Genomic DNA, 22005 nt, shown 5'->3' on the forward strand with positions numbered 1-22005 from the left:
CGGGCATGTGGTTTTGTCCGTTTGTCCTAGGGGATCGGTGATTATTATACGACGATGTCCGGCACATCGATGGCAACGCCGATTTGCGCCGGCATTGTCGCGTTAATGCTTCAGGCGAAACCAACCGCGACGCCGGATGAAATCAAGCAGGCGTTAAAAGACGGTGCCGATTTGTGGAAGGGGCGCGACCCGAACGTATACGGGGCGGGCTACGTAAATGCGAAACGGGCTGTCGAGCGGCTGCGGCAAGGCTAGAAAAAAAGAGGGAGGCGCTTAGTGAGCGCTTCCCTCTTCGTCTTCACGGTTGTTATAATCGTATTTCGACGGATCGACCGGTTTAAAGCCTTTGGGCGTGTAGAACCGGAGCAAATCGCCGTAAACGACTTTATCCGACAAATCGAGCTTCGTGCGCACGATTTGTTCAAGACGCTTGATTTCCGGCGTTTCTTTGAGCGGTTCGCCCGTTTTTGTATCATAGTATTTCCCGTTGACGGCCGTGACTGTCGGTGTGACAAAATCGCCGTTGCGGAACGGGATGATCTCTTGATGGTCCGGCGACAACAAGTCTGTTCCAAAGTGGACATAGTTTTTCGTATCGATGCCAAGCAAGTGCAGCAGCGTCGGCAGTAAGTCGATTTGCCCGCCAAACTCGTGAATGACGCCGCCTTTGACGCCCGGAACGTGGATAAATAGCGGTACCCGCTGCAATTGGGCATGTTCGTACGGCGTAATTTCTTTTCCTAAAATTTGTGCCATGGCTTTGTTATGGTTTTCGGAAATGCCGTAATGGTCGCCATACAAAATGATGACCGAGCGGTCGTACAGGCCCGATTTTTTCAGATAATCAAAGAACTCTTTGACAGCCTCATCCAAGTAGCGAGCCGTTTGGAAATAACGGTCGACCGAGCCGTCGCCAGTCGTTGCCGGCGGGATCGTAGCGTCTTCCTCGCTGATCGGGTACGGGAAGTGGTTCGACAACGTAATGAATTTTACATAGAACGGCTCTTTCAACGTCTCTAACAGCGGGATCGACTCCCGGAAGAACGGTTTGTCTTTCAGACCGTAGTTCAAGACGTCTTCGTCGTTCATATCGTAGTAGCTCGCGTCAAAAAAGTGGTCAAAGCCGAACGACTTATAAATTTCGTCGCGGTTCCAGAACGTTTTGTAGTTGCCGTGGAAAACGGCGCTTGTATAGCCGTATTGATGCAAAATGGCCGGAGCCGCATGGTACGTATTTTGTCCCTTGGTCGTAAAGACGGCGCCTTGTGGCAGGCCGTACAACGAGTTTTCCAACATGAACTCCGCGTCCGACGTTTTTCCTTGCCCGGTTTGATGGAAAAAGTTGTCAAAATAGAACGTATTCGGATCACGGGTGAGCGAGTTCAAAAACGGCGTGACCTCTTCCCCATCCAACTTGTAGTTAATGATAAAATTTTGAAGAGATTCCAAATGAATGTAAATGACGTTTTTGCCTTTCGCCACCCCGAAATATTTCGGGTTCGGTTTGGCGTATGTCGCCTGCACGTGGTTCAGCACCGTCGTGATGTCGCTTTTGTTCGCAAACGCCCGTTGTGTCGATGATTTCATGCTTTGGAACGCGTCGTAAATCAAATAGTTGTATACCCCTAAATATTTGACGATATAGTTGCGGTCAAACGTTCTCGTCAGCAGTTGCGGGCGGTCAGCCTCAGCGAGCGCCAAATTGACGCTGAACATCAGAATGGCTGAAGCGAATACAATGCTTTTTTTGAAGCGGCCGGCTTGCACTTGCGGGAGCGGAACGCGCTTAGAGATCACAAGCGCCGCCAAAATGGCCGTATCCAAGAAATAAAACACATCGTACCACTTCAGCAATTCCCAAATGCTTCCGCCCAAATCGCCGAAGTTTTTCGTTTGCGTCAACGTCGGTAATGTAATGAAATCGCTGAAAAAGCGGTAATAGACGATGTTAGCGTATAAGATGAACGACAAAATGAAATTAATAATGATGATCCAGCGGTAGAAGCGCGCATCCTTTGCGAGGAGCGCCAACCCTAAGAAAAACACTGCCGAACTGATCGGGTTGATCAGCAGCAAAAGTTCCTGCATTGAATTGCTGATGCCGAGGTTAAACTCGGCCAAATAGGCGATGTACGTCTTCAGCCAAAACAACAGCACCGCCAAAATAAAAAAACCAATATATTGGTTAGAGAGAGAACGGCACATCGTTAACCAAGTTTTTCCTGTTTTTTTGGCGTTCACGTCCTCTTCTCCTCCTTTACCTCGTATTCTTCCATCCTACATTTCTCTTTTATATGAAATATGCACGTTGCGTTCTTACATCATTTTACATCGGATCGTCTCCATGTCAAGTAGCATAATACTTCTTTTGCCAAAAGTCAATGGAATGTTTTTCGGGATGATGAACGCCTCCTTCCTCGTTTGGCTGGATGCGGCGGCGAGGAATGGACTGCCATTTATTATAGACGAATCGCAACGAAAAAAGTTTCAACAAGTTTGTCCCGATGTCCATGCTCTTTACCCATTTTATTACCCGGATTTACGGTTATGATAAAAATTGTCCCGTACCGAGAACGGGTTATTTTTGGTATAGTTTTTCTATATGCGGTCCGCTGCCTTGAATAAAGTAGAGGGAAGGTGATGGGATGATGAAGCGAAAAGGCGCGTTTTTGGATCCGCCAAAAATTCTCGTGCTAGGGTTCGCGCTCATTATTCTGGCAGGGGCGCTGCTGCTGACGATTCCTATGGCGACGGTCAACGGAAAAGGGCTGCCGTTTTTGGACGCGCTGTTTACCGCGACGTCAGCGACGTGCGTCACCGGCCTAGTCGTTGTGGATACAGGAACGACGTTCACCCTGTTCGGTCAACTTGTCATTTTGGCATTAATCCAAGTTGGCGGGCTCGGGTTTATGACGTTTGCGACATTGTTTGCCTTTTTGCTCGGCAAGCGCATTTCGCTGAAAGAGCGGCTCTTGCTGCAAGAGGCGCTGAACCAGTTGACGATTGAGGGCATCGTTCGATTGGTGAAACGCATTTTTATTTTCACCATCGTGATTGAAGGCGTGGGCGGCGTGTTGCTTTCGCTTCGGTTTGCGTTGGACATGCCGGTCGGCCGGGCGATTTATTTCGGCTTTTTTCATGCGATCTCCAACTTTAACAACGCCGGCTTTGATTTAATGGGCGAATTTCGCAGTTTGACCGGGTATGTAGATGACCCGGTCGTCAGCCTGGTCGTGCCGCTGCTGATCATTTTAGGGGGAATCGGTTTCATCGTCATGAACGAAGTATACGAATATCGGCAAACACGCCGCCTTTCCCTTCACACGAAAGTGGTCGTTGTGACGACCGGCTGGCTCCTGCTGGCCAGCATGGCGTTGATTTTGTTGCTGGAGTGGAACAATCCGAAAACGATGGGACCGCTGTCGCTGTCAGGCAAGTTGTTGTCTGCCTTTTATCAGGCGGTGACACCGCGAACTTCAGGTTCGAACACACTCAACATCCCCGATTTGACGCAGCCGACCTTGTTTCTCATCATTTTCCTTATGTTTGTCGGCGCCTCGCCGGGCTCGACGGGCGGAGGAATTAAAACGACAACGTTCACGACCTTGCTTGGCGCCGTATGGTCGCAAATCCGCGGGAAGGAAGATGTCGTGCTGTTTCGCAACCGCATCATTTACGATACGGTATACAAGTCGCTGACGGTGACGATGAGCGGATTGTTCGTTGTCATGTTGGTCACGATGGTGCTGACGGTGACCGAGAGCGGCAAAGATTTCTTAATGATTTTATTCGAGGCGACATCGGCGTTTGGGACCGTTGGATTGTCAATGGGATTGACGCCGGAATTGTCTCCGTTAGGGAAAATGTTCATCATTTTGACGATGTTTGCCGGCCGCGTCGGCCCGCTGACGATCGCCTATGCGGTAACGTTGCGCCGTCAGCCTGATCCGTTCCGTTATCCGAAAGGGAGAATGATGATCGGATAACGGCGGGAATAATACAAATAAACGCCTGAGGGAGTGAGCAAAAGAAAAACAAAGAGAACGTGAGCGATCGTTCGCCCGGCAAGGCAAAATGACCGAAAGCGGCGAAAAATCGTCATTGGTTGCCTATTTTCCTTGTTTACCGCATGAAGGACGAGGAGTACGATATGAAAACAAGAGCACCAGTAACTAGGCGCTGAATCCATGACGGAGCGAGGAGCCCAACGTTGTAACGGTTTCGTTACTGGGGGTGAATCCGAACAGGAAGGGCATCTCTCCAAGCCCGAACCCGACAGCGAACTCCGCAAGCGCTTTTTGGGGAGGGACGAGTATGTTTTTCGGCTGCTTTTAGCCGCTGAGTGCGTCCTCGGCGGTTTTTTCTTTTTGGCTGACAGACATGGCAAGGAGGAATTGAAGACATGGCTTCGCTGAAACGATGGGTAATCGGCAAACCGATGGAAACGAAACAGTTAAAACATGAGAAATTGCCAAAATGGAAAGCGTTAGCTGTTTTTTCATCGGATGCGCTGTCATCAGTAGCCTACGCGACCGAAGAAATTTTGTTGGTGTTGGCGCTGTTAGGAACGAGCGTCTTTTTCTACTCGCTTCCCATTGCGGTAGCGATTTTAGTGTTGTTGCTGCTGGTGACCCTCTCCTACCGGCAAATCATTTACGCCTTTCCGTCCGGGGGAGGGGCGTATGTGGTCGCACGCGATCATTTAGGGACGAAAATTAGTTTAGTGGCCGGGGCGGCGCTCATGATCGATTATATTTTGACGGTCGCCGTCAGCATCAGCTCCGGCGTCGCCGCGTTGACATCGGCTTTTCCGGGGCTGCTGCCGTGGAAAGTAGAGGTCGCTGTCGCCTTTGTTTTGGGATTGATGATTTTGAATTTGCGCGGCATCACCGAATCGGCGACGGTTTTTGCCTATCCCACATACGTATTTATCGGTTTTGTTCTCATGATGATCGCAGCCGGCGGATGGCAATTGTGGCAGGAAGGGTGGCATGGGTTCACGAGGCAGGAGCATGCATCGACAGCCCATATGTTCGCGTCGGGGTACAGTTGGTTTCTTTTGTTGCGCGCTTTTTCTTCGGGATGTTCGGCCATGACGGGAGTTGAAGCAATCAGTAACGGCGTGCCGGCGTTCCGGCCCGACAGCTCGAAAAACGCCGCCATTACGATGGGATGGATGTCCTTGCTGCTAGGCACGATGTTTTTAGGCATCACGGTGCTGGCAGCTGGATTTGGTGTGACACCGGCTGAGCACCAGACGGTGATTTCGCAAATTGGACGTCACGTCTTCGGAAATGGACTTTTGTTTTACTTGTTCCAGCTGACAACGATGCTGATTTTAGTGCTTGCCGCCAATACGAGCTTTGCCGGGTTTCCACAGCTGACGTCGATCATGGCGAGAGACGGATTTTTGCCGCGAAGCTTGGCGGCCCGAGGGGATCGCCTCGTGTTTTCCAACGGTATTATTTTATTGAGCGTGCTGGCGATTTTGTTGATCGTTATTTTTCATGCCGAAACGCATTCGCTCATCCCACTTTACGCGGTTGGCGTCTTTCTTTCCTTTACCATCGGCCAGAGCGGGCTGATGAAAAAATTATGGAATCGGGAAGAAGGACGGAGGATCGGCGTGCTGTTTACCGTTGGAATGGGAGCGGTGGTCACCGGAATGGTCACTCTTGTCACGATGGTCGCTAAATTTGCGCAAGGGGCGTGGATCGTTATTGTGGCGATTCCGCTGTTCGTCTGGATGTTCATCCGAATTCATGAACACTACAAAAAACTCGGCAAGCAGCTACGCTTGGACGAACGGGAGTGGCAACGTCCCCAAAAAATATGGAAACCAAAAGTTATTATTCCAATTTCCGGCGTCAGCAAAGTAGTCGACCAGTCCGTTCAGTACGCCCGCAGCATTTCTGATGACATTACCGCTTTGTCGATCATTTTCGACGAAAAAGACGAACAAAAACTGCGGCAGAAATGGGAGACATTTTATCCAGATATCCCGTTGACCATCATCTATTCCCCATATCGAACAATTTTATCGCCGCTGCTTGAGTATATTACGCGAACAGAAAAAGAAGCTGATCGGGCGCCGGTGACAGTACTCTTGCCACAATTTGTTGTAAAAAAATGGTGGCATACGTTTTTGCATAACCAAACCGCAATCATTTTACGCTTTGTTCTCATTATGAAAAAAGATGTCGTCATCGCGACATTGCCGTATCATTTGCGGGAATAATGTCGAGAAAAGAGGAAGTATTTCCCCGGAAATCGATTCGTGTCGAAGGGGATGACATTCCCCTTGCCGTACTGGATTGCATATTTTACGGCAAGGGGGGATTTGAATGTGGTTATGGGTATCGATGATGGGGTTGGCTTTGAGCGTGAGCATGGACAGTTTGAGTGTGGGTATTTCATATGGGATGAGGGGGATCCGTTTTCCCTTTCTTTCATTGACGCTCATTTCATTGATGTCTGGAGTGGTAGTGTTTGCTTCCATGCACATCGGCGAGTGGCTGGCGCTTCTGTTGCCGAGGCAGGTTGAGCGCGGACTTGCTTCAGTCATTCTCATTGGTCTTGGCGGTTGGGCGGTTTATCACGTCTATCGTTCAAAGGAGGAGCGAAGGGAAGGATTGGCGGAAGACGGCGGCAGCGCGGTGGCCGGCCGTCTGAGTGGTGCCGTTCAAGTGTTGAAACGGCCTGAACAGGGGGATTTAGACCGTTCGGGAACGATCAGCCAAAAAGAGGCATTGTTGATCGGATTGGCCTTGTCCACGGATGCGTTTGGCGCCGGAATCAGCTCATCGCTTTTGCATCTTCCCGCGCTTTCTTTTGCCTTGCTGGTTGGATCGTTTACTCTCGCGCTGATTCGTGTTGGCTTGTCGCTCGGGCGTTTAGCCTCAAAAACGAAAATCATGAAAAAGGCGAACGTGGTACCTGGCTTTGTGCTCATTGTTTTAGGAGTGGTGAAGTTATTTCGATGACACCGTTAAACCGATTCATTCGTAATTCAAGGATGGAGCTAGGGAAAAGGGAAAGGAGAGAGAGTCGATGTGGAAACGGTTTTTAACGAAATTTGGCATCGGTGGCGCGAAAGTGGATCTCATGTTGCACCGTTCCCATGTGCACCTCGGTGAAACATTGGAAGGCGAATTTTGGTTGGAAGGCGGTTCCGTTGCACAGCACGTCCGTGCCTTGGACGTTTTGCTGGAATTGGAAATGCAAGCGGAAGGGAAGGGGTATCGCCAGACGGCAGCGGTGATTCCAGTCGCATCCTCGTTTACGATTCAGCCTGGGGAGCGAAAAAAACTGCCATTTGCCTACAAACTCCCACTCCATTTGCCGATCAGCCGCCCCACGGTCCGTTATACGTTCGTCACTCGGCTTGATATTGCCAATGGGGCGGATGCGTACGACGAAGATGCTATTGAAATCTTGCCGCCACTAGCGCTTGAGCAAACGTTCGCGGCGTTTGCAGCGCTTGGGTTTCGCGAGAAGCCGGCCTCTGGGCGCATTACACGATATGGGCAGGAATTTTCGTTTTTCCCAACAGGCGAATTTCATGGAATAGTTCAAGAAGTAGAATTTTTGGCCCTTGTTGAGACGGAAGGCGTGCGTCTGCATATGGAAGTGGACGTTTGCCATCGTGCCGGTGGGGAACGGGAGATGAAGCGGGAATTGTTTCTCCCGTTGGAGTCGCTGCGTGATCTTGAGACCGCGGTCCGCCTGATCCGGGACGCCCTTGAAGAAACGGTGCAAGCGGCTGGCGCGATCGATTCACTGGAGCCGCATCATTGGCCATTGTCGTCTTCGCCGTTCTATGGTCATTCGGGCAGCCACGTGCCACCCGTTTCTCGCCCACATCATGGCGGATCAGGATGGGCGGGAGCCATTGGCGGCTTTGCGGCCGGAATGCTGACGGGAATGATCGCCGAGGAGCTGCTCGATGATGTGATCGATGATGTTGCCGACGATGTCGCGGATGGAATCGATGTTGATGATTGGTTTGACGGTGGCGATGGCTTTGACGGCGGGGATTGGCTGTAACGGCGGCGCAACGCAGTTCGCTTTGTCTTCTTTGCGTTGCTAGGCTTGGGCAATGGAAACCGTTTCCTCTAGGAGGTCGGTGATTTAGTGGAAAATAATGCTGATTCCATCCATTTCTCAATGAGAGAAATCTTGTAGAATCAGCTTTCTTTTCTGAGATGAACATGCCGCTGATTGGTGTGTGCCAGCGGTTTTTCACCGGCTTTCTAGGGGACCGGTGATTTACTCGCACAAACGCTTCTCAGAATCGTTTCTCAAGCAGAAAAACTGGTTGCATCAGATTCTATGTTCAAGCGTTCCATCATCGATCAAGGCAAACAACGATTTTTCACCGGCCTCCTAGGAGGCTGGTGATTTACTCGCGGATACGGCTTTACAATGTTATTTCTCATTTAGAAAAACCTTGTTACATCGGTCCTGCTTTTCGCTCATTCCCCCATTGATGAAAGGAATCAGAGGTTTTCACCGGCCTTCTAGGCAATACAGCCAATGGAAGCAAGCCGAATAGGGGTGGGATGGATGCCTCAATATATCGTCTTTGATGTCGGTGGAACGTATGTCAAATATGCGGTGATGAACCGCCAAGGAGATTTTTTGGAGAAAGGGAGTTATCCTTCCGAACGGCATGATTTGGCCAAGTTTAAAGCCGATCTGTTGGCTGTTGTCCGTCAAGCCCGAACGAATTATTCGATTCAAGGCATGGCGATGAGCTGTCCGGGGGGAGTGGACAGCGAGAGCGGCATCATCGGTGGAAGCAGCGCGTTGCCTTGCATTCATGGCCCCAATTTCAAAGAAGTGTTCGGCGGTGAGACGGGACTGCCGATTGAATTGGAAAACGACGCGAATTGCGCCGCGCTCGGTGAGCTTTGGAAAGGAGCGGCGAAGCATCATCGCGATGTCGCCTTTGTCGTCGTCGGCACCGGCATCGGGGGAGCGGTCGTGAAAGACGGCCGCATTCATAAAGGGGCTCATTTGCATGGCGGGGAATTTGGCTATATGTTGATGAACGTTTGCTATGAGGATGGAGTAGTGAAAGGAAAAACGTGGAGCGAGTTAGGGGCGACGAGCGCGCTTGTGCGCATGGCCGCGGCGGACATGGGAGTGCCAGAAGGGGAACTGAATGGGGAAAAGGTGTTTGCGCTGGCCCATGAAGGGAATGCCGCCGCCCAAAAGGCAGTCGACCGGTTTTATTTTTCACTCGCCCATGGCATTTTTAATTTGCAATACGCCTATGACCCGGAAAAAATCGTTCTCGGCGGCGCCGTCAGCAATCGTCCGGACTTTATCGAACAGATTGAACGGCGGCTTTCCCTCTTGCTCGCAGCCGTACCGTTTGCCAAAGTGAAGCCGGTCATTGAAAAGTGTCACTTCAAAAATGATGCCAATTTGCTTGGGGCGTTGTATCACTATTTGCAGCGGCGCGGGGAACTGCCGCCGGCGTAACGGGCATGCATGACGGCTCCGTCTTTGTCCAGCCAATGAACGGCGCGGGTAGTAGAAACAGATGATTTATAGTACAATAGAGCAGGCGTGACTGAACAGGCAGTGCTATTTTGCCGCTTCGCCCATATGTATGGAAACAGACGATTTCCGCGCAGAAAGGATGGACAAAGATGCAGTGGATGGAGTTGTGGAAGGCCGTCATTTTAGGAATGGTGGAGGGATTGACAGAGTTCGCTCCCGTTTCTTCCACCGGCCATATGATTATTGTCGACGATCTTTGGTTGAAGTCGACGGAGTTTTTAGGCCAATACGCCGCCAATACGTTTAAAGTCGTCATTCAGCTCGGCTCCATTTTGGCTGCCGTTGTGGTGTTTAAAGACCGGTTTTTGGATTTGCTCGGCGTTCGTGGCCGTCATCCGGGTGGGAAGCCGCGGCTGACGCTGCTTCATGTCATCATCGGTCTGTTCCCGGCCGGGGTGCTCGGCGTATTGTTTGAAAACTATATCGATGAACATTTGTTTTCAACGAAAACGGTGCTCATCGGCTTAGTGTTTGGCGCGCTGTTGATGATCGTTGCCGACCAATTCGCCAAAAAGGCGGCGCGGGTGCGGACGGTCGACGAAATCACGTACAAGCAGGCGTTTTTTGTCGGTCTCGTGCAATGTTTGTCCTTATGGCCGGGGTTTTCCCGCTCCGGATCGACGATTGCTGGCGGGGTGCTCGCCGGTATGAGCCATCGCGCTGCCGCCGATTTCACGTTTATTATGGCGGTGCCGATCATGGCGGGGGCGAGCGGCCTGTCGCTCTTGAAAAATTGGCAATATGTCAGCGCCGCCGATATTCCGTTTTTCATCGCCGGCTTTTTGAGCGCTTTCGTCTTTGCCTTGCTGGCGATCCGCTTTTTCTTACAGCTGATTAACCGCATCCGTCTCGTGCCGTTTGCGGTGTACCGCATTGTCTTGGCGGCGGTCATTTATTTCTTGTACTTTTAACTTAACCAACGGAAGAAGTCTCCCACTTCTAAACAAAAAAGGGAGATGAATTTCGGTTCCGTCTCCAAAAAGAAAGGCTTGAAACAGTTGTGGTCTAACGGGCTGTCGAACCGTGGAGCATACGGGAGTGGCTTGGTCCACTTCCTGTCGATAGACGCGATGACCCGAGTCCCCGCCTCTAAGCGTCGGCGTAGGTGGTGGAAGTATATCACCGCTCGTTTCGAATGAAGTTTCTCTTCCGGTTTGGCTCGATGTTGACGTGATCCGTCAGACGGGAAGGCGTTAACGATGAGGATGCCCATTCGAGGAGGGAGGAAGGCGATGCCCAGCAACGGCCAATAGCGGTGTGAGGCATCGCCTTCTTTTGATCAGCGGGCGGTATCTTCAATGACAGAAAGAAGCGTTTGCAGCGGATCGTTGTTGCCGGACCGTTCCATGTTTTGCCGGTAGCGGTCGCGGTTTTCGTACAGGCGGCGAATGGCCGCTGGCAATGATTCGTCTGTCAAGTCTTCTTCCATTAACACGGCTGCATAGCCCGCTTTTTCAAATGAGCGAGCGTTTAAGATTTGGTCGCCGCGGCTGGCGGCTTTTGAGAGCGGGATGAGCAACATCGGCTTGCGCAAGGCCAGCAGTTCGAAAATGGCGTTCGCGCCGGCGCGGGAGACGACGAGATCGGCCAAGGCCAACAGGTCGGGCAGCTCTTCGTTGACGTATTCGAACTGTCGGTAGCCTTGTTGGCCTATTAGGCTTGAATCGACGTTGCCTTTTCCGCAGATGTGGACGATGTCAAATTCGCTCAGCAGCGCGGGCAGGCAGGCGCGCAATGCATCGTTGATCGTTTTTGAGCCTAAGCTGCCCCCCATGGCGAGCAGCACCGGTTTTTTTCCCGCAAACCGGCAAAGGCGTCGCCCTCGCTCCGCGCTTCCGTGTTTCAGCTCTTCGCGGATGACGGCGCCGACGTACACCGCTTTGTCGGCTTGCACATGATTCTTTGTTTCCGGAAAGGTCAGGCAAATTTTTGTCGCAAACGGCATGGCGATTTTGTTGGCCAAGCCGGGCGTCAAATCAGACTCGTGAATGACGGACGGAACGCCGTTTAGCCAAGCGCCGAGAATGACGGGAACGGAGACGAACCCGCCTTTGGAGAATACGACCGCCGGCTTTTCTTTTTGGATTAAGCGATACGCTTGCCAAATCCCTTTTAAGACGTGAAACGGGTCCTTAAAGTTTTTCCAATCAAAATAACGGCGCAGCTTTCCGGTTGACACCGGATAGTACGGAACGCCGTCGATGCGGCCGATAATCTCGCGTTCAATACCTTGATGGGATCCGATGTACACGATCTCCCATCCAAGCTCTTTCAGCTTCGGGATGAGGGCGACGTTGACCATGACATGTCCAGCCGTGCCGCCGCCGGTTAAAACGATTTTTTTTCGCAACACACATCACCTGTCTTGTTGGCAAAATGAACCTATGCCATTCTAGGCTCCGAGAGGCAGAAAAGTTTCCGCAGGCAAGGCCCGCTAGCGGAAATTCCCGCCCCAACATATCGTGCCCATCTGTCATTATAGCAAATTTCCCACCGCTGATGGAGGAAACCAGAGAGCGGTGCATTTCGTATTGAGCAGGAGGAATGGGCAAGGCGACTTCATTTCAGTGCATCATTTTTCTAGGGAGGCCGGTGGAAAACCGCTGTCACACACAAATCGGCGGCATTTTCATTCAAAAAAGAAAGCTGATTCTGCAAAGTTTCTCTAATTGAGAAATGGATGGGGTCAGTAGCGTTTTACACGAAATCACCAGCCTCCTAGAAGGCCGGTGATGATGAATAAAAGTGTGCAGTGTTGCAAGGCTTTTCTATTTGAGAAACGATGCTAGGAAGCGGTATGCACGATGGAATCACCCGCCTTCTAGCGATTTATTAAACAGTGATCGGCTAGTCTCCTATTTTCAAAGACAAGAAATATTGGTAAAGTACTATCAAGGGGTGAAGACGAGATGTTGGCATGGCTGGTTGGTTGTTTGTTGGTTGGAATCGTTAGTTACGGGGTTGTGCCGACGATCGTCATTCGCAAAAAGCGGGTGCGTTTGTTTCGTGAAGGAACGGCGCCTGACTGCCTCGCTTTGACGTTTGATGATGGCCCTGACCCGTATTATACGCCAAAGCTGCTTGATTTATTAAAGAAATATGGAGTGAAAGCGACCTTTTTTGTCGTCGGTCGAAAAGTGGAGCGCCATCCGGAGATCGTGCGGCGGATGGTGGAAGAGGGGCACGAAGTCGGTCTGCATAATTACCGTCATATCAGCAATTGGCTGCTTCCGCCGTTTTGGCTCGACCGAGGGTTGCGGCGGACCGCTGCGGCGATTGAGCGGGCGACCGGGCAGCGTCCCTTATATTATCGGCCACCATGGGGCCATTTTAACGCTTGGACGCCCATTGTGCAAAAACGATATGTTACCGTGTTATGGTCGCATATTCTTGGTGATTGGAACGAGAAATTGGGTACAATGGAATTGTTCCACCGATTGCGGGCGGCTGTGCGCGGTGGAGCTGTGATCGTATTGCATGACAACGGTGATGCTTTAGGAGCGGATCAGCGCGCTCCGGAGCAGATGCTGGCCGCTCTTGAGCTGCTGCTGAAGGATGAAACAGCGAAAAAGATGCGCTGGGTGACGATTACAGACTTGAGAAACGCGCAAACTAATCAACAAATGCTGTCGATGTAATGGGGGAGTTATGGATACGAGCGTATGGTTGCCGTATGTTCAGTCGTACGGGTATGTGATGTTGTTTTTGCTTTTGTTTTGCGGCATCGTTGGCATTCCGGCGCCCGAGGAGAGTTTGCTTTTTCTTGTTGGAGTCATGATTGCCAAAGAGCAGCTGTTGTTTTGGCCGACGATCGCTTCGTGCTGGGGCGGAACGATGGCCGGCATGGTGACCGCGTATGGGGCTGGGAGATGGTGGGGAGCTCCGTTTGTGCAAAAATACGGGAAATATGTAGGGATTACGAAGGAGCGGTGGGAACAGGCCCAACTTTGGTTTCGCCGCCGTGGAAAATGGGGCATTTTGTTCGGGTGCTATGCCCCAGGGGTGCGGCAAATCTGCCCGTATATGGCGGGGGTGAGCCGTCTCCCGTTTCGGACGTTTTTATGGTTGGCTACGGTCGGGACAGCCGGATGGGTCATCCCTTTAACGTTGGCTGGACAGCTGCTCGGCCGGCATCTCCATCTCCCCCTCGCTTCCTTCCCGCTCGCTGGATTGGGATTGTTTTTGCTGTTTTTGCTTGCGGCATGGGTCGGACAGCGGAGGCGAAAAAAATCTATGGAGAGCTAAAGGGTGCGATCGATGATGAAAGTGTTGTTTTTGCCGCTGTTTCAAATGAATACCGGACACCATAAAGTGGCCGATACGCTGATCGATTTTTTGCAACGGCAAATTCCGGCGGTTGAAAGCAAAAAGATCGATTTTTTGAGCTATTGCAATGAACTGATGGAAAAGATGGTGTCGGAGGCATATTTGCGCTGGATTCGCTCGCATCCCGGTTCGTATCACCGCTTGTACAAAACGCTCATGTACCAAGAGCTGTCACGGTTTGAGCTGATGCCGTTCGAGCCATGGCTTCCTTACTTCGAGAACAAGATGAAAAAGATGGTGGAGCAAGAGCGTCCAGATCTTATCGTCTGTACCCATTCGTTTCCATCACGCATTTTGCAGCGGCTGAAGCGGAAACGAGCCTTGGCCGTTCCCGTAGTAAACGTCTATACGGACTTTTTTATGAACAGCATATGGGGAAAACGATTCATTGACTACCATTTTGTTCCCCATCAAGAAGCCAAATGGGAGCTGATGACGACATATGGACTCGATCCGGCCCGCATTGTTGTGACAGGCATTCCGGTTCATGATGTGTTTATGAACCGTGCCGAGGGGCGGCGAAAACGGCAGCCTGCTCACGTGCTTGTCGCTGGCGGAAACCAAGGACTCGGCAATATGATGGCCTTCTTACAGGCGGCGCGGACATCGGCTCGGTTCCGCTACTCTGTGTTATGCGGCGCCAATCGCCAACTGTACGAAGAAATCGCCAGCTGGCAGCTGCCCCACATTCGCCCGCTTCCGTACATCACCGACCCTGAGGAGATGAACCGGCTGTACGATGATGCGGATGCGGTGGTGACGAAACCGGGCGGGGTAACCGTCAGCGAACTGCTTCATAAGCGCATTCCGATCTTTGCGGTTGATTGCTTACCTGGGCAAGAGCGCATTAATTTGCAATACTTGCAGCGAAACGGCCTCATTTACCATTTGAGCGGACCGGAACAAGTCGAACAGGAGATGTTGCGGCTGCTGACCGACGATGTCGAGAAAAACCGCTTTTTCCGGCGCGTCTCAGACTATTTTGCTGGGTTGGAAAAAACGGCGCAAGAGGCGCTTGCCGAAATGGTGGCCGCGATGCCGCAACGTGTGGTTTGGCGGGTGTTGCGTCCGTAATGAGAAGCCATCTGACAGGAGTTGGATGGCGTTTTTTTTTGCGGAAAGATGGAGGTGTGGCGAAACAACCCACGCCGCACATAATAAAATATCAGACCGTTGGGTGTGAACCGTGTTACAATAGACAACGATGGCTAAAGAAATGAGGAGGAACGATGATGAAAACGAGAGTAGGCGTGTTATACGGGGGCAAATCGCCTGAACATCAAGTGTCGCTGTCAACGGCCATGGCGGTGATGAACGCGATCGATCCTCATAAATTTGCTGTAGTTCCCATTTATATTACGCTGGAAGGGAAATGGATCAAAGGAGAGCCGCTGACGGGTCCGGTCAAGGAAGTCAAGCAGCTCCAATTTGTGTCAGACGCTACCGCGATGATCCCGGTGTCTTTGAACCAAGTCCAACCATCGGATGCGGGGGGGCAAGAGGAAGCGATTGATGTCATTTTCCCACTTTTGCACGGACCAAACGGCGAAGACGGAACGGTGCAAGGGTTGCTGGAAATGCTCAACCTTCCGTACGTCGGCAATGGGGTGCTCGCCTCTGCTGTCGGGATGGATAAAGTGGTGATGAAAAACTTGTTTGCCCAAGCTGGGCTGCGCCAAGCGAAGTATGTGGCAGTGACAAAATACGAATGGAACCAAGGCGGCGAGGCGGTGTATGACCGGGTTGAACAGGCGCTCGGCTATCCGTGCTTTGTCAAGCCGGCCAACGCCGGTTCGAGCGTCGGTATTTCGAAGTGCAAGCGGCGCGATGAGTTAAAAACGGCGTTTGCTGAGGCGTTTACGTATGATCGGAAAATTATTATTGAGGAAGCCATTGTCGGCCGAGAAATTGAGATTGGCGTGATCGGGAACGACGAGCCGGTTTGTTCCGTTGTCGGAGAAATTGTGCCGAAAAAGGAATTTTATGATTATGAAGCGAAGTATGAAGATGGGCAAACGGAGCTGATTATTCCCGCCGCTGTGACGGAGGAACAGTATGAAACGATCCGGTCGATGGCGTTAACGGCGTTTCGGGCCCTTGATTTATCCGGGCTCGCACGCGTTGACTTTTTCCTTGCTGAGAACGGCACGGTGTACATTAACGAAGTCAATACGATGCCAGGATTTACGCCATACAGCATGTTCCCGCTCCTTTGGAAGCATAGCGGCGTGTCATATCCGGAGCTGATCGAGCGCCTCATTGCGCTGGCGTTGGAACGGCATCAAGAAAAACAGACGATTTCGTACACATTGGAACGAAAAAGAGGGTGAGAGCCGATGATGAAACGGACGGTGCGAGAGATTGCTGCGATGACCGGCGGCCGTTGTCCCCGGCCAGAGTGGGAAGACATTGTCGCCTCTGGGGTATCGACCGACACAAGGACGATTGCGGCCGGCAATTTGTACGTCCCGTTGCGCGGCAAGACGTTTAACGGCCACGCGTTTGTGAAAGAAGCGGTGCAGAAGGGAGCGGCCGCCGTCTTATGGACGGCAGCGGAGGGGGAGCCGCCGGAAGGGGTTCCGGTCATCGTTGTTGATGATACATTGACGGCGCTGCAACGGCTTGCTGCCCGCTATCGCGAACAGCTCGGTCTACACGTGGTCGGCGTCACCGGCAGCAACGGCAAAACGACGACGAAAGACATGCTTGCCGCTTTGCTTTCGACCCGCTATCGCGTGCAAAAAACGGAAGGGAACTTGAACAATCATATCGGTGTGCCGCTCACGCTGCTCGCGCTGGAGGAAGGGACAGACATCGCCGTCGTGGAGATGGGAATGAGCGGGTTTGGTGAAATTGAGCGGCTTACGATGATCGCTCGGCCGAACGCCGCCGTCATCACGAACATCGGTGAAGCGCATTTGCAAGAGCTTGGGTCGCGAGAAGGAATCGCCAAGGCGAAACTGGAAATTGTCGCCGGTTTGCATCGCGACGGGTTGTTCGTTTATCACGGCGATGAGCCGCTTTTAGCCGAACGGGTGCCGCATTTGCCGCTGCCCCGTCACGTCGTCACGTTTGGGGAGAGCGAGGAAAACGATTATTATCCGACAGCGGTGCGCATCGAAGCGGGGGGCACGTCATTCGCGGTGAACGCCCTCCCCGGCCGGACGCTGTTTATGCCGGTATTGGGGAAACATCACGTATACAATGCGCTCGCTGCCATTGCCGTGGCCCGCTTTTTTGACATCAGCTGGGAGGAGATTGACGCCGCTCTCTCCCGTTTGCAAGTGACGCGCATGCGTACGGAAGTAGTGAGAACGAAACGCGGCTTTACAGTGATTAATGACGCTTACAACGCCAGCCCGACATCGATGCGCGCTGCGTTGCTGCTGCTTGGAGAACTGGATGGTTATCGGCACAAAATCGCGGTATTGGGCGATATGCTCGAACTCGGCGACCAAGAAGTTGCGTTCCACCGAGAAATCGGGGAAATGCTGCGGCCGCAAATGGTGGATTATGTGTTCACTTACGGACCGTTGGCGCGCCATATTGCCAAGGCCGCCGCGCCGTTTTTTGGCCAAGGACGTGTAACGGCGTTTGACGATAAGACGGCACTGGCCGAGGCCGTGCTATCGATTGCCTCTCCGGATGATATTGTGTTGTTGAAAGCATCGCGCGGCATGAAATTGGAAGAGCTGCTTGGCTGTTGGGAGTAGCGCCGAGTCGGCGCAAAGAAATGAAGAGCAGGGGGGCGTGGCTGTAAGTCTCATCGACCGCTTTTGTGACCTTCGCCCGCTGCGCCTGTTATAGCATCGCCCGCTGCATTCATCGACCCGAGGGGGGGAACATTTTTGCCCGCCGCGGACGCCCAACATTGCAAATCGCTGCATAACATGGTATGATAACTGTCAAACCTTTCTCACGAACAAAAGGGACGATTTTGGATTAAGGGAGTTTGAATAACATTGACGACATTTCAAGAATTAGGATTAAGCCAAGAAGTCATGAAAGCCATTGAGCGAATGGGATTTGAAGAAACGACCCCGATTCAAGCGAAAACGATCCCGCTCAGCCTGCAAAATAAAGACGTGATCGGCCAAGCGCAAACCGGAACGGGGAAGACGGCGGCGTTTGGCATTCCGATCGTGGAAAAAGTGGACGTGAAAAACGGCGCCATCCAGGCGCTCGTCGTCGCACCGACGCGCGAGCTGGCCATCCAAGTGTCAGAAGAACTGTATAAAATCGGCGCCGTCAAGCGGGTGCGCGTTTTGCCGATTTACGGCGGCCAAGATATTGAACGGCAAATTCGCGCCTTGAAAAAGCATCCACACGTCATCGTCGGCACGCCGGGCCGCATCATCGATCATATTCAGCGCGGAACGCTGCGCCTCGATCACGTGCATACGGTCGTGCTTGACGAGGCGGATGAAATGCTCAACATGGGCTTTATTGAAGATATCGAGGCGATTTTAAGCCATGTGCCGACCGAGCGGCAGACGCTGCTGTTTTCGGCGACGATGCCGGATCCGATCCGCCGTATTGCCGAGCGGTTCATGAACGAACCGGAGCTCGTCAAAGTGAAAGCAAAAGAAATGACCGTGCCGAACATCCAGCAATACTATTTGGAAGTGCACGAGAAAAAGAAATTTGACATTTTGACGCGGCTTCTGGATATTCAAGCGCCGGAGCTGGCGATCGTGTTTGGCCGCACGAAACGGCGCGTTGACGAGCTCGCCGAAGCGCTCAACTTGCGCGGCTATGCGGCGGAAGGCATTCACGGCGATTTAAGCCAAGCGAAGCGGCTGTCGGTGCTGCGCAAGTTTAAGGAAGGAACGATTGAAATTTTGGTCGCGACCGATGTGGCGGCGCGCGGGCTCGATATTTCCGGCGTCACGCACGTGTACAACTTTGACATTCCGCAAGACCCGGAAAGCTACGTTCACCGAATCGGGCGCACCGGGCGCGCAGGCAAGACCGGGATGGCGATGACGTTTGTCACGCCGCGGGAAATCGGACAGCTTCACCATATTGAACGGACGACGAAGCGGAAAATGGAGCGCATGAAGCCGCCGACGCTCGATGAGGCGCTCGAGGGCCAACAGCGCGTTGCCATTGAACGGCTGTTGAACGTTGTTGAAACCGAAAACTTATCGTTTTACAAACGGGCGGCGGAAGAGTTGCTTGAGGAGCACGATTCGGTGACGATCGTCGCCGCTTGTTTGAAAATGTTGACGCGCGAACCGGACACGACGCCGGTGAAGCTGACGGAAGAGCCGCCTTTGGCGGTCAAACGGGAGAAAAAGCGAGGCGGTCGCCCGGACAGCTCGACGCGCAGCCGGACGAAAAAACGGCGGATGACGGCGCATTAAGCGCCGTTTTTCTATGCCCGTGGCCGGAAACCGCCGCGTTCTTCGAGCGCTTTTCCCCCGTCCGAGGTGGCGCTCTGTTGGTGAACACGATCAAAAAAGACGATTTCGTTTCGGCGTATGGAGCCAAAGGAGGGGCGGTGGGTCAAGGCGGACAGCCAAAAACGGGGCGAGCAGCCCGCCGGTGGTGAAGCCGAACAAATGGGCCAGCAAATTTCCGTTGGGCCTTGTCAAAGCAAGCGCCAGATTCACAGCGATGACGGCCAGCAGCAGCTGGGCATATCGGGGGGCGATTGCCTCGCGGCGAAACAAAGCGAGATAGCTATACATGCCAAATAAAGCGAAAATGGCACCCGATGCCCCGACGTGTGTATACATTGGCGGCATGAACAAGACGGTGGCGATATTCGCGCCGATGCCGCCCGCGAGGTAAAGGGCGAAAAATCGTCTCGTTCCGAGCGCGCGTTCCAGCCATGGACCGCATACGTACAACGAAAGGCTGTTGGCTGCCATATGGCTGAAATCGCGGTGCAGCACGATCGGGCTGACAAGCCGCCAATATTCTCCACGGAGAATGGCGCCGTTTGTTCCGACGGTATACTGCCAAACCGGTTCGAGCGTTGCGATGGGCAGGGCGAACAGCAGCCATAGCGCGATATGGGCGCACAGCAGCGCGGCAACGGCCGGGCAAAGGCGGATCAATGTGCGACTATCGTTTGCGGGAAGAAACACGGATTTGTCTCCCTTCTTAGTGAAAATGAAATGGCATTTCTATGAAACCATTTTATGCGACGCGTCATGAAAACATTTGTCCAAAGAAAGAAGAGGAGGGAAGGCGATGATCATCGGCATCGGCATTGATATTGTCGAGCTGGAACGGATCCGGTCGCTCCTTGAGCGCAGCCGTAAATTCGCCGAGCGCATTTTGACGCCGCGCGAAAAGGCGCAGTTTGATGCGTTGCCGACCGCGCGGCAGACGGAATTTCTCGCCGGTCGGTTTGCGGCGAAAGAAGCGTATGCCAAAGCGCTTGGGACGGGGATTGGCAAGAAGGTGTCCTTTCGCGATATCGAGATCGTTTGCGATGAGAATGGGAAACCGGGGATTCTCGCCCGCCGCGACGGTGAGGCGGTGCACTTGTCCATTTCGCACAGCCGCGACTACGCGGTCGCCCAAGTGATCATTGAGCGTCTCAGACCGGGCCAGCCGCTCGATGCTTGCCATGGCTAGTCTGCATATTCCCGGACTTTGTCTCATATATTGTAGTGCATGGACAGAAACCGATCTATGAGGCAAAGGGGTTGAAGCGATGGGCAAAAAAGTCCTTTTGGCATTCGCCGGCATCATCTTTTTGTTTGCTTTGGCTGGCTGCGGGTCGAAATCACAGGAGGAAGTGCTGAAAGCGCTCGATGAAAAGATGGAAGAGATGACGAGCTATCAAGCGGAAGCGAAAATGACGTTCCGCACGGGGGCCAAGCCGCAAGTATATCATGTAGAAGTATGGCATAAGCAGCCGGCGTATTACCGCGTCAGTTTGAAAAACGCCGACAAAGGGCAAAGCCAAATGATTTTGCGCAACGACGAAGGGGTGTTCGTCTTTACGCCCGCCCTCAACAAAAGTTTTAAGTTTGTCAGCGATTGGCCGAAAAACAGCAGCCAAGCCTATTTGTACGAATCGCTCGTCAAAGACATTTTAAGCGACTCGAAGGCGAAGTTTAAGGCAACGAAGGACTACTACGTGTTCGAAACGAAAACGAACTATCCAAACAGTCAGGTCGTTCCGACACAAGAAATTACATTGCGCAAAAAAGATTTGGCACCTGTTTCGGTCAAGGTGATGGACACGGATCGAAAAGCGCTGTTGACCGTGGAATTTTCGAACGTCGAATTCAACAAAACGTTTGATGATGATGCGTTTGATACGTCCAAAAATATGACCGGGGCGCGCCTCGAAGTACCAACGATGGCTGAGGGCAGCGGACAAGGGATGGCCGTGATGTATCCAAGCCGCCTTCCGCAAGGCGTTCAAGCGCTGGAAGAAAAAGAAATCAAAAACGAAAACGGCACACGGGTGATTATGACATTCGGCGGCCAAAAATCGTTTACCCTCGTGCAAGAAAAAGCGGAAGTGCTCCCGGCGACAAGCACGCCGGTGCTCATTAACGGCGATCCTGTTGATTTAGGATTCACGGTCGGCGCTCTCACCGACAGGACGTTAACTTGGTCGTATAATGGAGTGGAATTTACATTGGCTTCAGACGATTTGACGCCGGAAGAAATGATCATGGTCGCCAGCTCGGTGCAAGAAAAAGCAGCCAAATAGAGGCATTGGAAAAGGCGGATTCCCCGCTTCGGGCGTGGGGCCGCCTTGTTGTTATTTTCCAGCCTGCGGTTTAGAACGTTGGTGAAAAACGCTGTTTCCCTTCATCAGTGGGAGAATGAGTGAAAAACAGGACCGATGCGACAAGGTTTTTCGAATGGCGAAATGACATGGTAAAGCTGGATCTGCGATGAAATCACCACCCTCTTAGATGGTTGGTGAAAAACCGCTGTTGGCCTTAATCGGTGATGGAACGCGTGAACATAGCGGCTGCTGCAGCAAGTTTTCTCTACTTGAGAAATGATTCCGAGAAGCGGTTGCGCGAGTCAATGGCCAGCCTCTTAGGCCGGAAACGGGCCTTCTAGGGTGAAAGGCCGTTCAAGGAGAGGACGGAATGAAACAAGAGAGGATGGGAATCGTTTGCGCTC

At 52.4% G+C, this 22005-nt stretch carries 17 protein-coding genes, 1 pseudogene and 1 riboswitch; of the genes and pseudogenes, 15 read left to right on the plus strand and 3 right to left on the minus strand.

Annotated features, from left to right (window positions below):
- Window positions 1–33 precede the first annotated feature (33 nt).
- Window positions 34–255, plus strand: a pseudogene (locus B4113_RS10220) (S8 family serine peptidase); the annotation flags it as partial.
- 18 nt (window positions 256–273) lie between these two features.
- On the opposite strand, the gene B4113_RS10225 reads toward B4113_RS10220, so the two are convergent.
- Window positions 274–2205 carry an LTA synthase family protein gene (locus B4113_RS10225; RefSeq protein ID WP_061912482.1) on the minus strand — a complete coding sequence of 644 codons (1932 nt, stop codon included), beginning with the start codon at window positions 2203–2205 and terminating at the stop codon, window positions 274–276.
- 443 nt (window positions 2206–2648) lie between these two features.
- Here B4113_RS10225 and B4113_RS10230 point away from each other — a divergent pair, with 443 nt between their 5' ends.
- From B4113_RS10230 to B4113_RS10260, 6 genes are all read left to right on the plus strand, one after another.
- Entirely contained in the window at window positions 2649–3986 is a 1338-nt protein-coding gene (locus tag B4113_RS10230) for a TrkH family potassium uptake protein (RefSeq protein ID WP_082799313.1), read from the plus strand.
- 181 nt (window positions 3987–4167) lie between these two features.
- Window positions 4168–4309: riboswitch (cyclic di-AMP (ydaO/yuaA leader) on the plus strand.
- A 93-nt stretch (window positions 4310–4402) separates the two neighbouring features.
- Complete coding sequence (locus tag B4113_RS10240; RefSeq protein ID WP_061912473.1) at window positions 4403–6238, plus strand: APC family permease; 1836 nt, start codon at window positions 4403–4405, stop codon at window positions 6236–6238.
- Between the two features lie 106 nt (window positions 6239–6344).
- Complete coding sequence (ytaF, locus tag B4113_RS10245; protein WP_061912474.1) at window positions 6345–6983, plus strand: sporulation membrane protein YtaF; 639 nt, start codon at window positions 6345–6347, stop codon at window positions 6981–6983.
- Between the two features lie 67 nt (window positions 6984–7050).
- Complete coding sequence (locus B4113_RS10250; protein ID WP_061912475.1) at window positions 7051–8046, plus strand: sporulation protein; 996 nt, start codon at window positions 7051–7053, stop codon at window positions 8044–8046.
- Between the two features lie 519 nt (window positions 8047–8565).
- Entirely contained in the window at window positions 8566–9489 is a 924-nt protein-coding gene (locus tag B4113_RS10255) for an ROK family protein (protein WP_061912476.1), read from the plus strand.
- Window positions 9490–9659: 170 nt separating this feature from the next.
- Window positions 9660–10481: an undecaprenyl-diphosphate phosphatase gene (locus B4113_RS10260; RefSeq protein WP_061912477.1), complete on the plus strand. Its 822-nt coding sequence runs from the start codon at window positions 9660–9662 to the stop codon at window positions 10479–10481.
- 368 nt (window positions 10482–10849) lie between these two features.
- Here the strand turns inward: B4113_RS10260 and B4113_RS10270 are convergent, their stop codons facing one another.
- On the minus strand, window positions 10850–11920 hold the full coding sequence (locus B4113_RS10270; protein ID WP_061912479.1) for an undecaprenyldiphospho-muramoylpentapeptide beta-N-acetylglucosaminyltransferase: 1071 nt from the start codon (window positions 11918–11920) through the stop codon (window positions 10850–10852).
- Between the two features lie 559 nt (window positions 11921–12479).
- Here B4113_RS10270 and B4113_RS10275 point away from each other — a divergent pair.
- From B4113_RS10275 to B4113_RS10300, 6 genes are all read left to right on the plus strand, one after another.
- Complete coding sequence (locus B4113_RS10275) at window positions 12480–13208, plus strand: polysaccharide deacetylase family protein (RefSeq protein WP_061912480.1); 729 nt, start codon at window positions 12480–12482, stop codon at window positions 13206–13208.
- A gap of 10 nt (window positions 13209–13218) precedes the next feature.
- Window positions 13219–13815 (plus strand): DedA family protein, encoded by a 597-nt coding sequence (locus B4113_RS10280; protein WP_033023669.1) that lies wholly within the window; start codon window positions 13219–13221, stop codon window positions 13813–13815.
- 12 nt (window positions 13816–13827) lie between these two features.
- Complete coding sequence (locus B4113_RS10285; RefSeq protein ID WP_033842627.1) at window positions 13828–14970, plus strand: galactosyldiacylglycerol synthase; 1143 nt, start codon at window positions 13828–13830, stop codon at window positions 14968–14970.
- Window positions 14971–15128: 158 nt separating this feature from the next.
- The gene (locus tag B4113_RS10290; RefSeq protein WP_033842626.1) at window positions 15129–16226 is read left to right on the plus strand and encodes a D-alanine--D-alanine ligase; all 1098 of its coding nucleotides are present in this window, start codon (window positions 15129–15131) and stop codon (window positions 16224–16226) included.
- A gap of 6 nt (window positions 16227–16232) precedes the next feature.
- A complete protein-coding gene (murF, locus tag B4113_RS10295; protein ID WP_033842625.1) occupies window positions 16233–17609 on the plus strand; it encodes a UDP-N-acetylmuramoyl-tripeptide--D-alanyl-D-alanine ligase in 1377 nt (458 codons plus the stop codon).
- 249 nt (window positions 17610–17858) lie between these two features.
- Complete coding sequence (locus B4113_RS10300; RefSeq protein WP_033023675.1) at window positions 17859–19262, plus strand: DEAD/DEAH box helicase; 1404 nt, start codon at window positions 17859–17861, stop codon at window positions 19260–19262.
- A gap of 90 nt (window positions 19263–19352) precedes the next feature.
- Here the strand turns inward: B4113_RS10300 and B4113_RS10305 are convergent, their stop codons facing one another.
- The gene (locus B4113_RS10305) at window positions 19353–19991 is read right to left on the minus strand and encodes a rhomboid family intramembrane serine protease (protein WP_051962575.1); all 639 of its coding nucleotides are present in this window, start codon (window positions 19989–19991) and stop codon (window positions 19353–19355) included.
- Window positions 19992–20097: 106 nt separating this feature from the next.
- On the opposite strand from B4113_RS10305, the gene acpS reads away from it, so the two are divergent.
- Entirely contained in the window at window positions 20098–20487 is a 390-nt protein-coding gene (acpS, locus tag B4113_RS10310; RefSeq protein ID WP_033842624.1) for a holo-ACP synthase, read from the plus strand.
- A 79-nt stretch (window positions 20488–20566) separates the two neighbouring features.
- Window positions 20567–21580, plus strand: a complete 1014-nt coding sequence (locus tag B4113_RS10315) for an outer membrane lipoprotein carrier protein LolA (protein WP_033842623.1) — start codon at window positions 20567–20569, stop codon at window positions 21578–21580.
- The last annotated feature ends 425 nt before the right edge of the window (window positions 21581–22005 follow it).

Source organism: Geobacillus sp. B4113_201601, assembly GCF_001587475.1.
Classification (GTDB): domain Bacteria; phylum Bacillota; class Bacilli; order Bacillales; family Anoxybacillaceae; genus Geobacillus; species Geobacillus icigianus.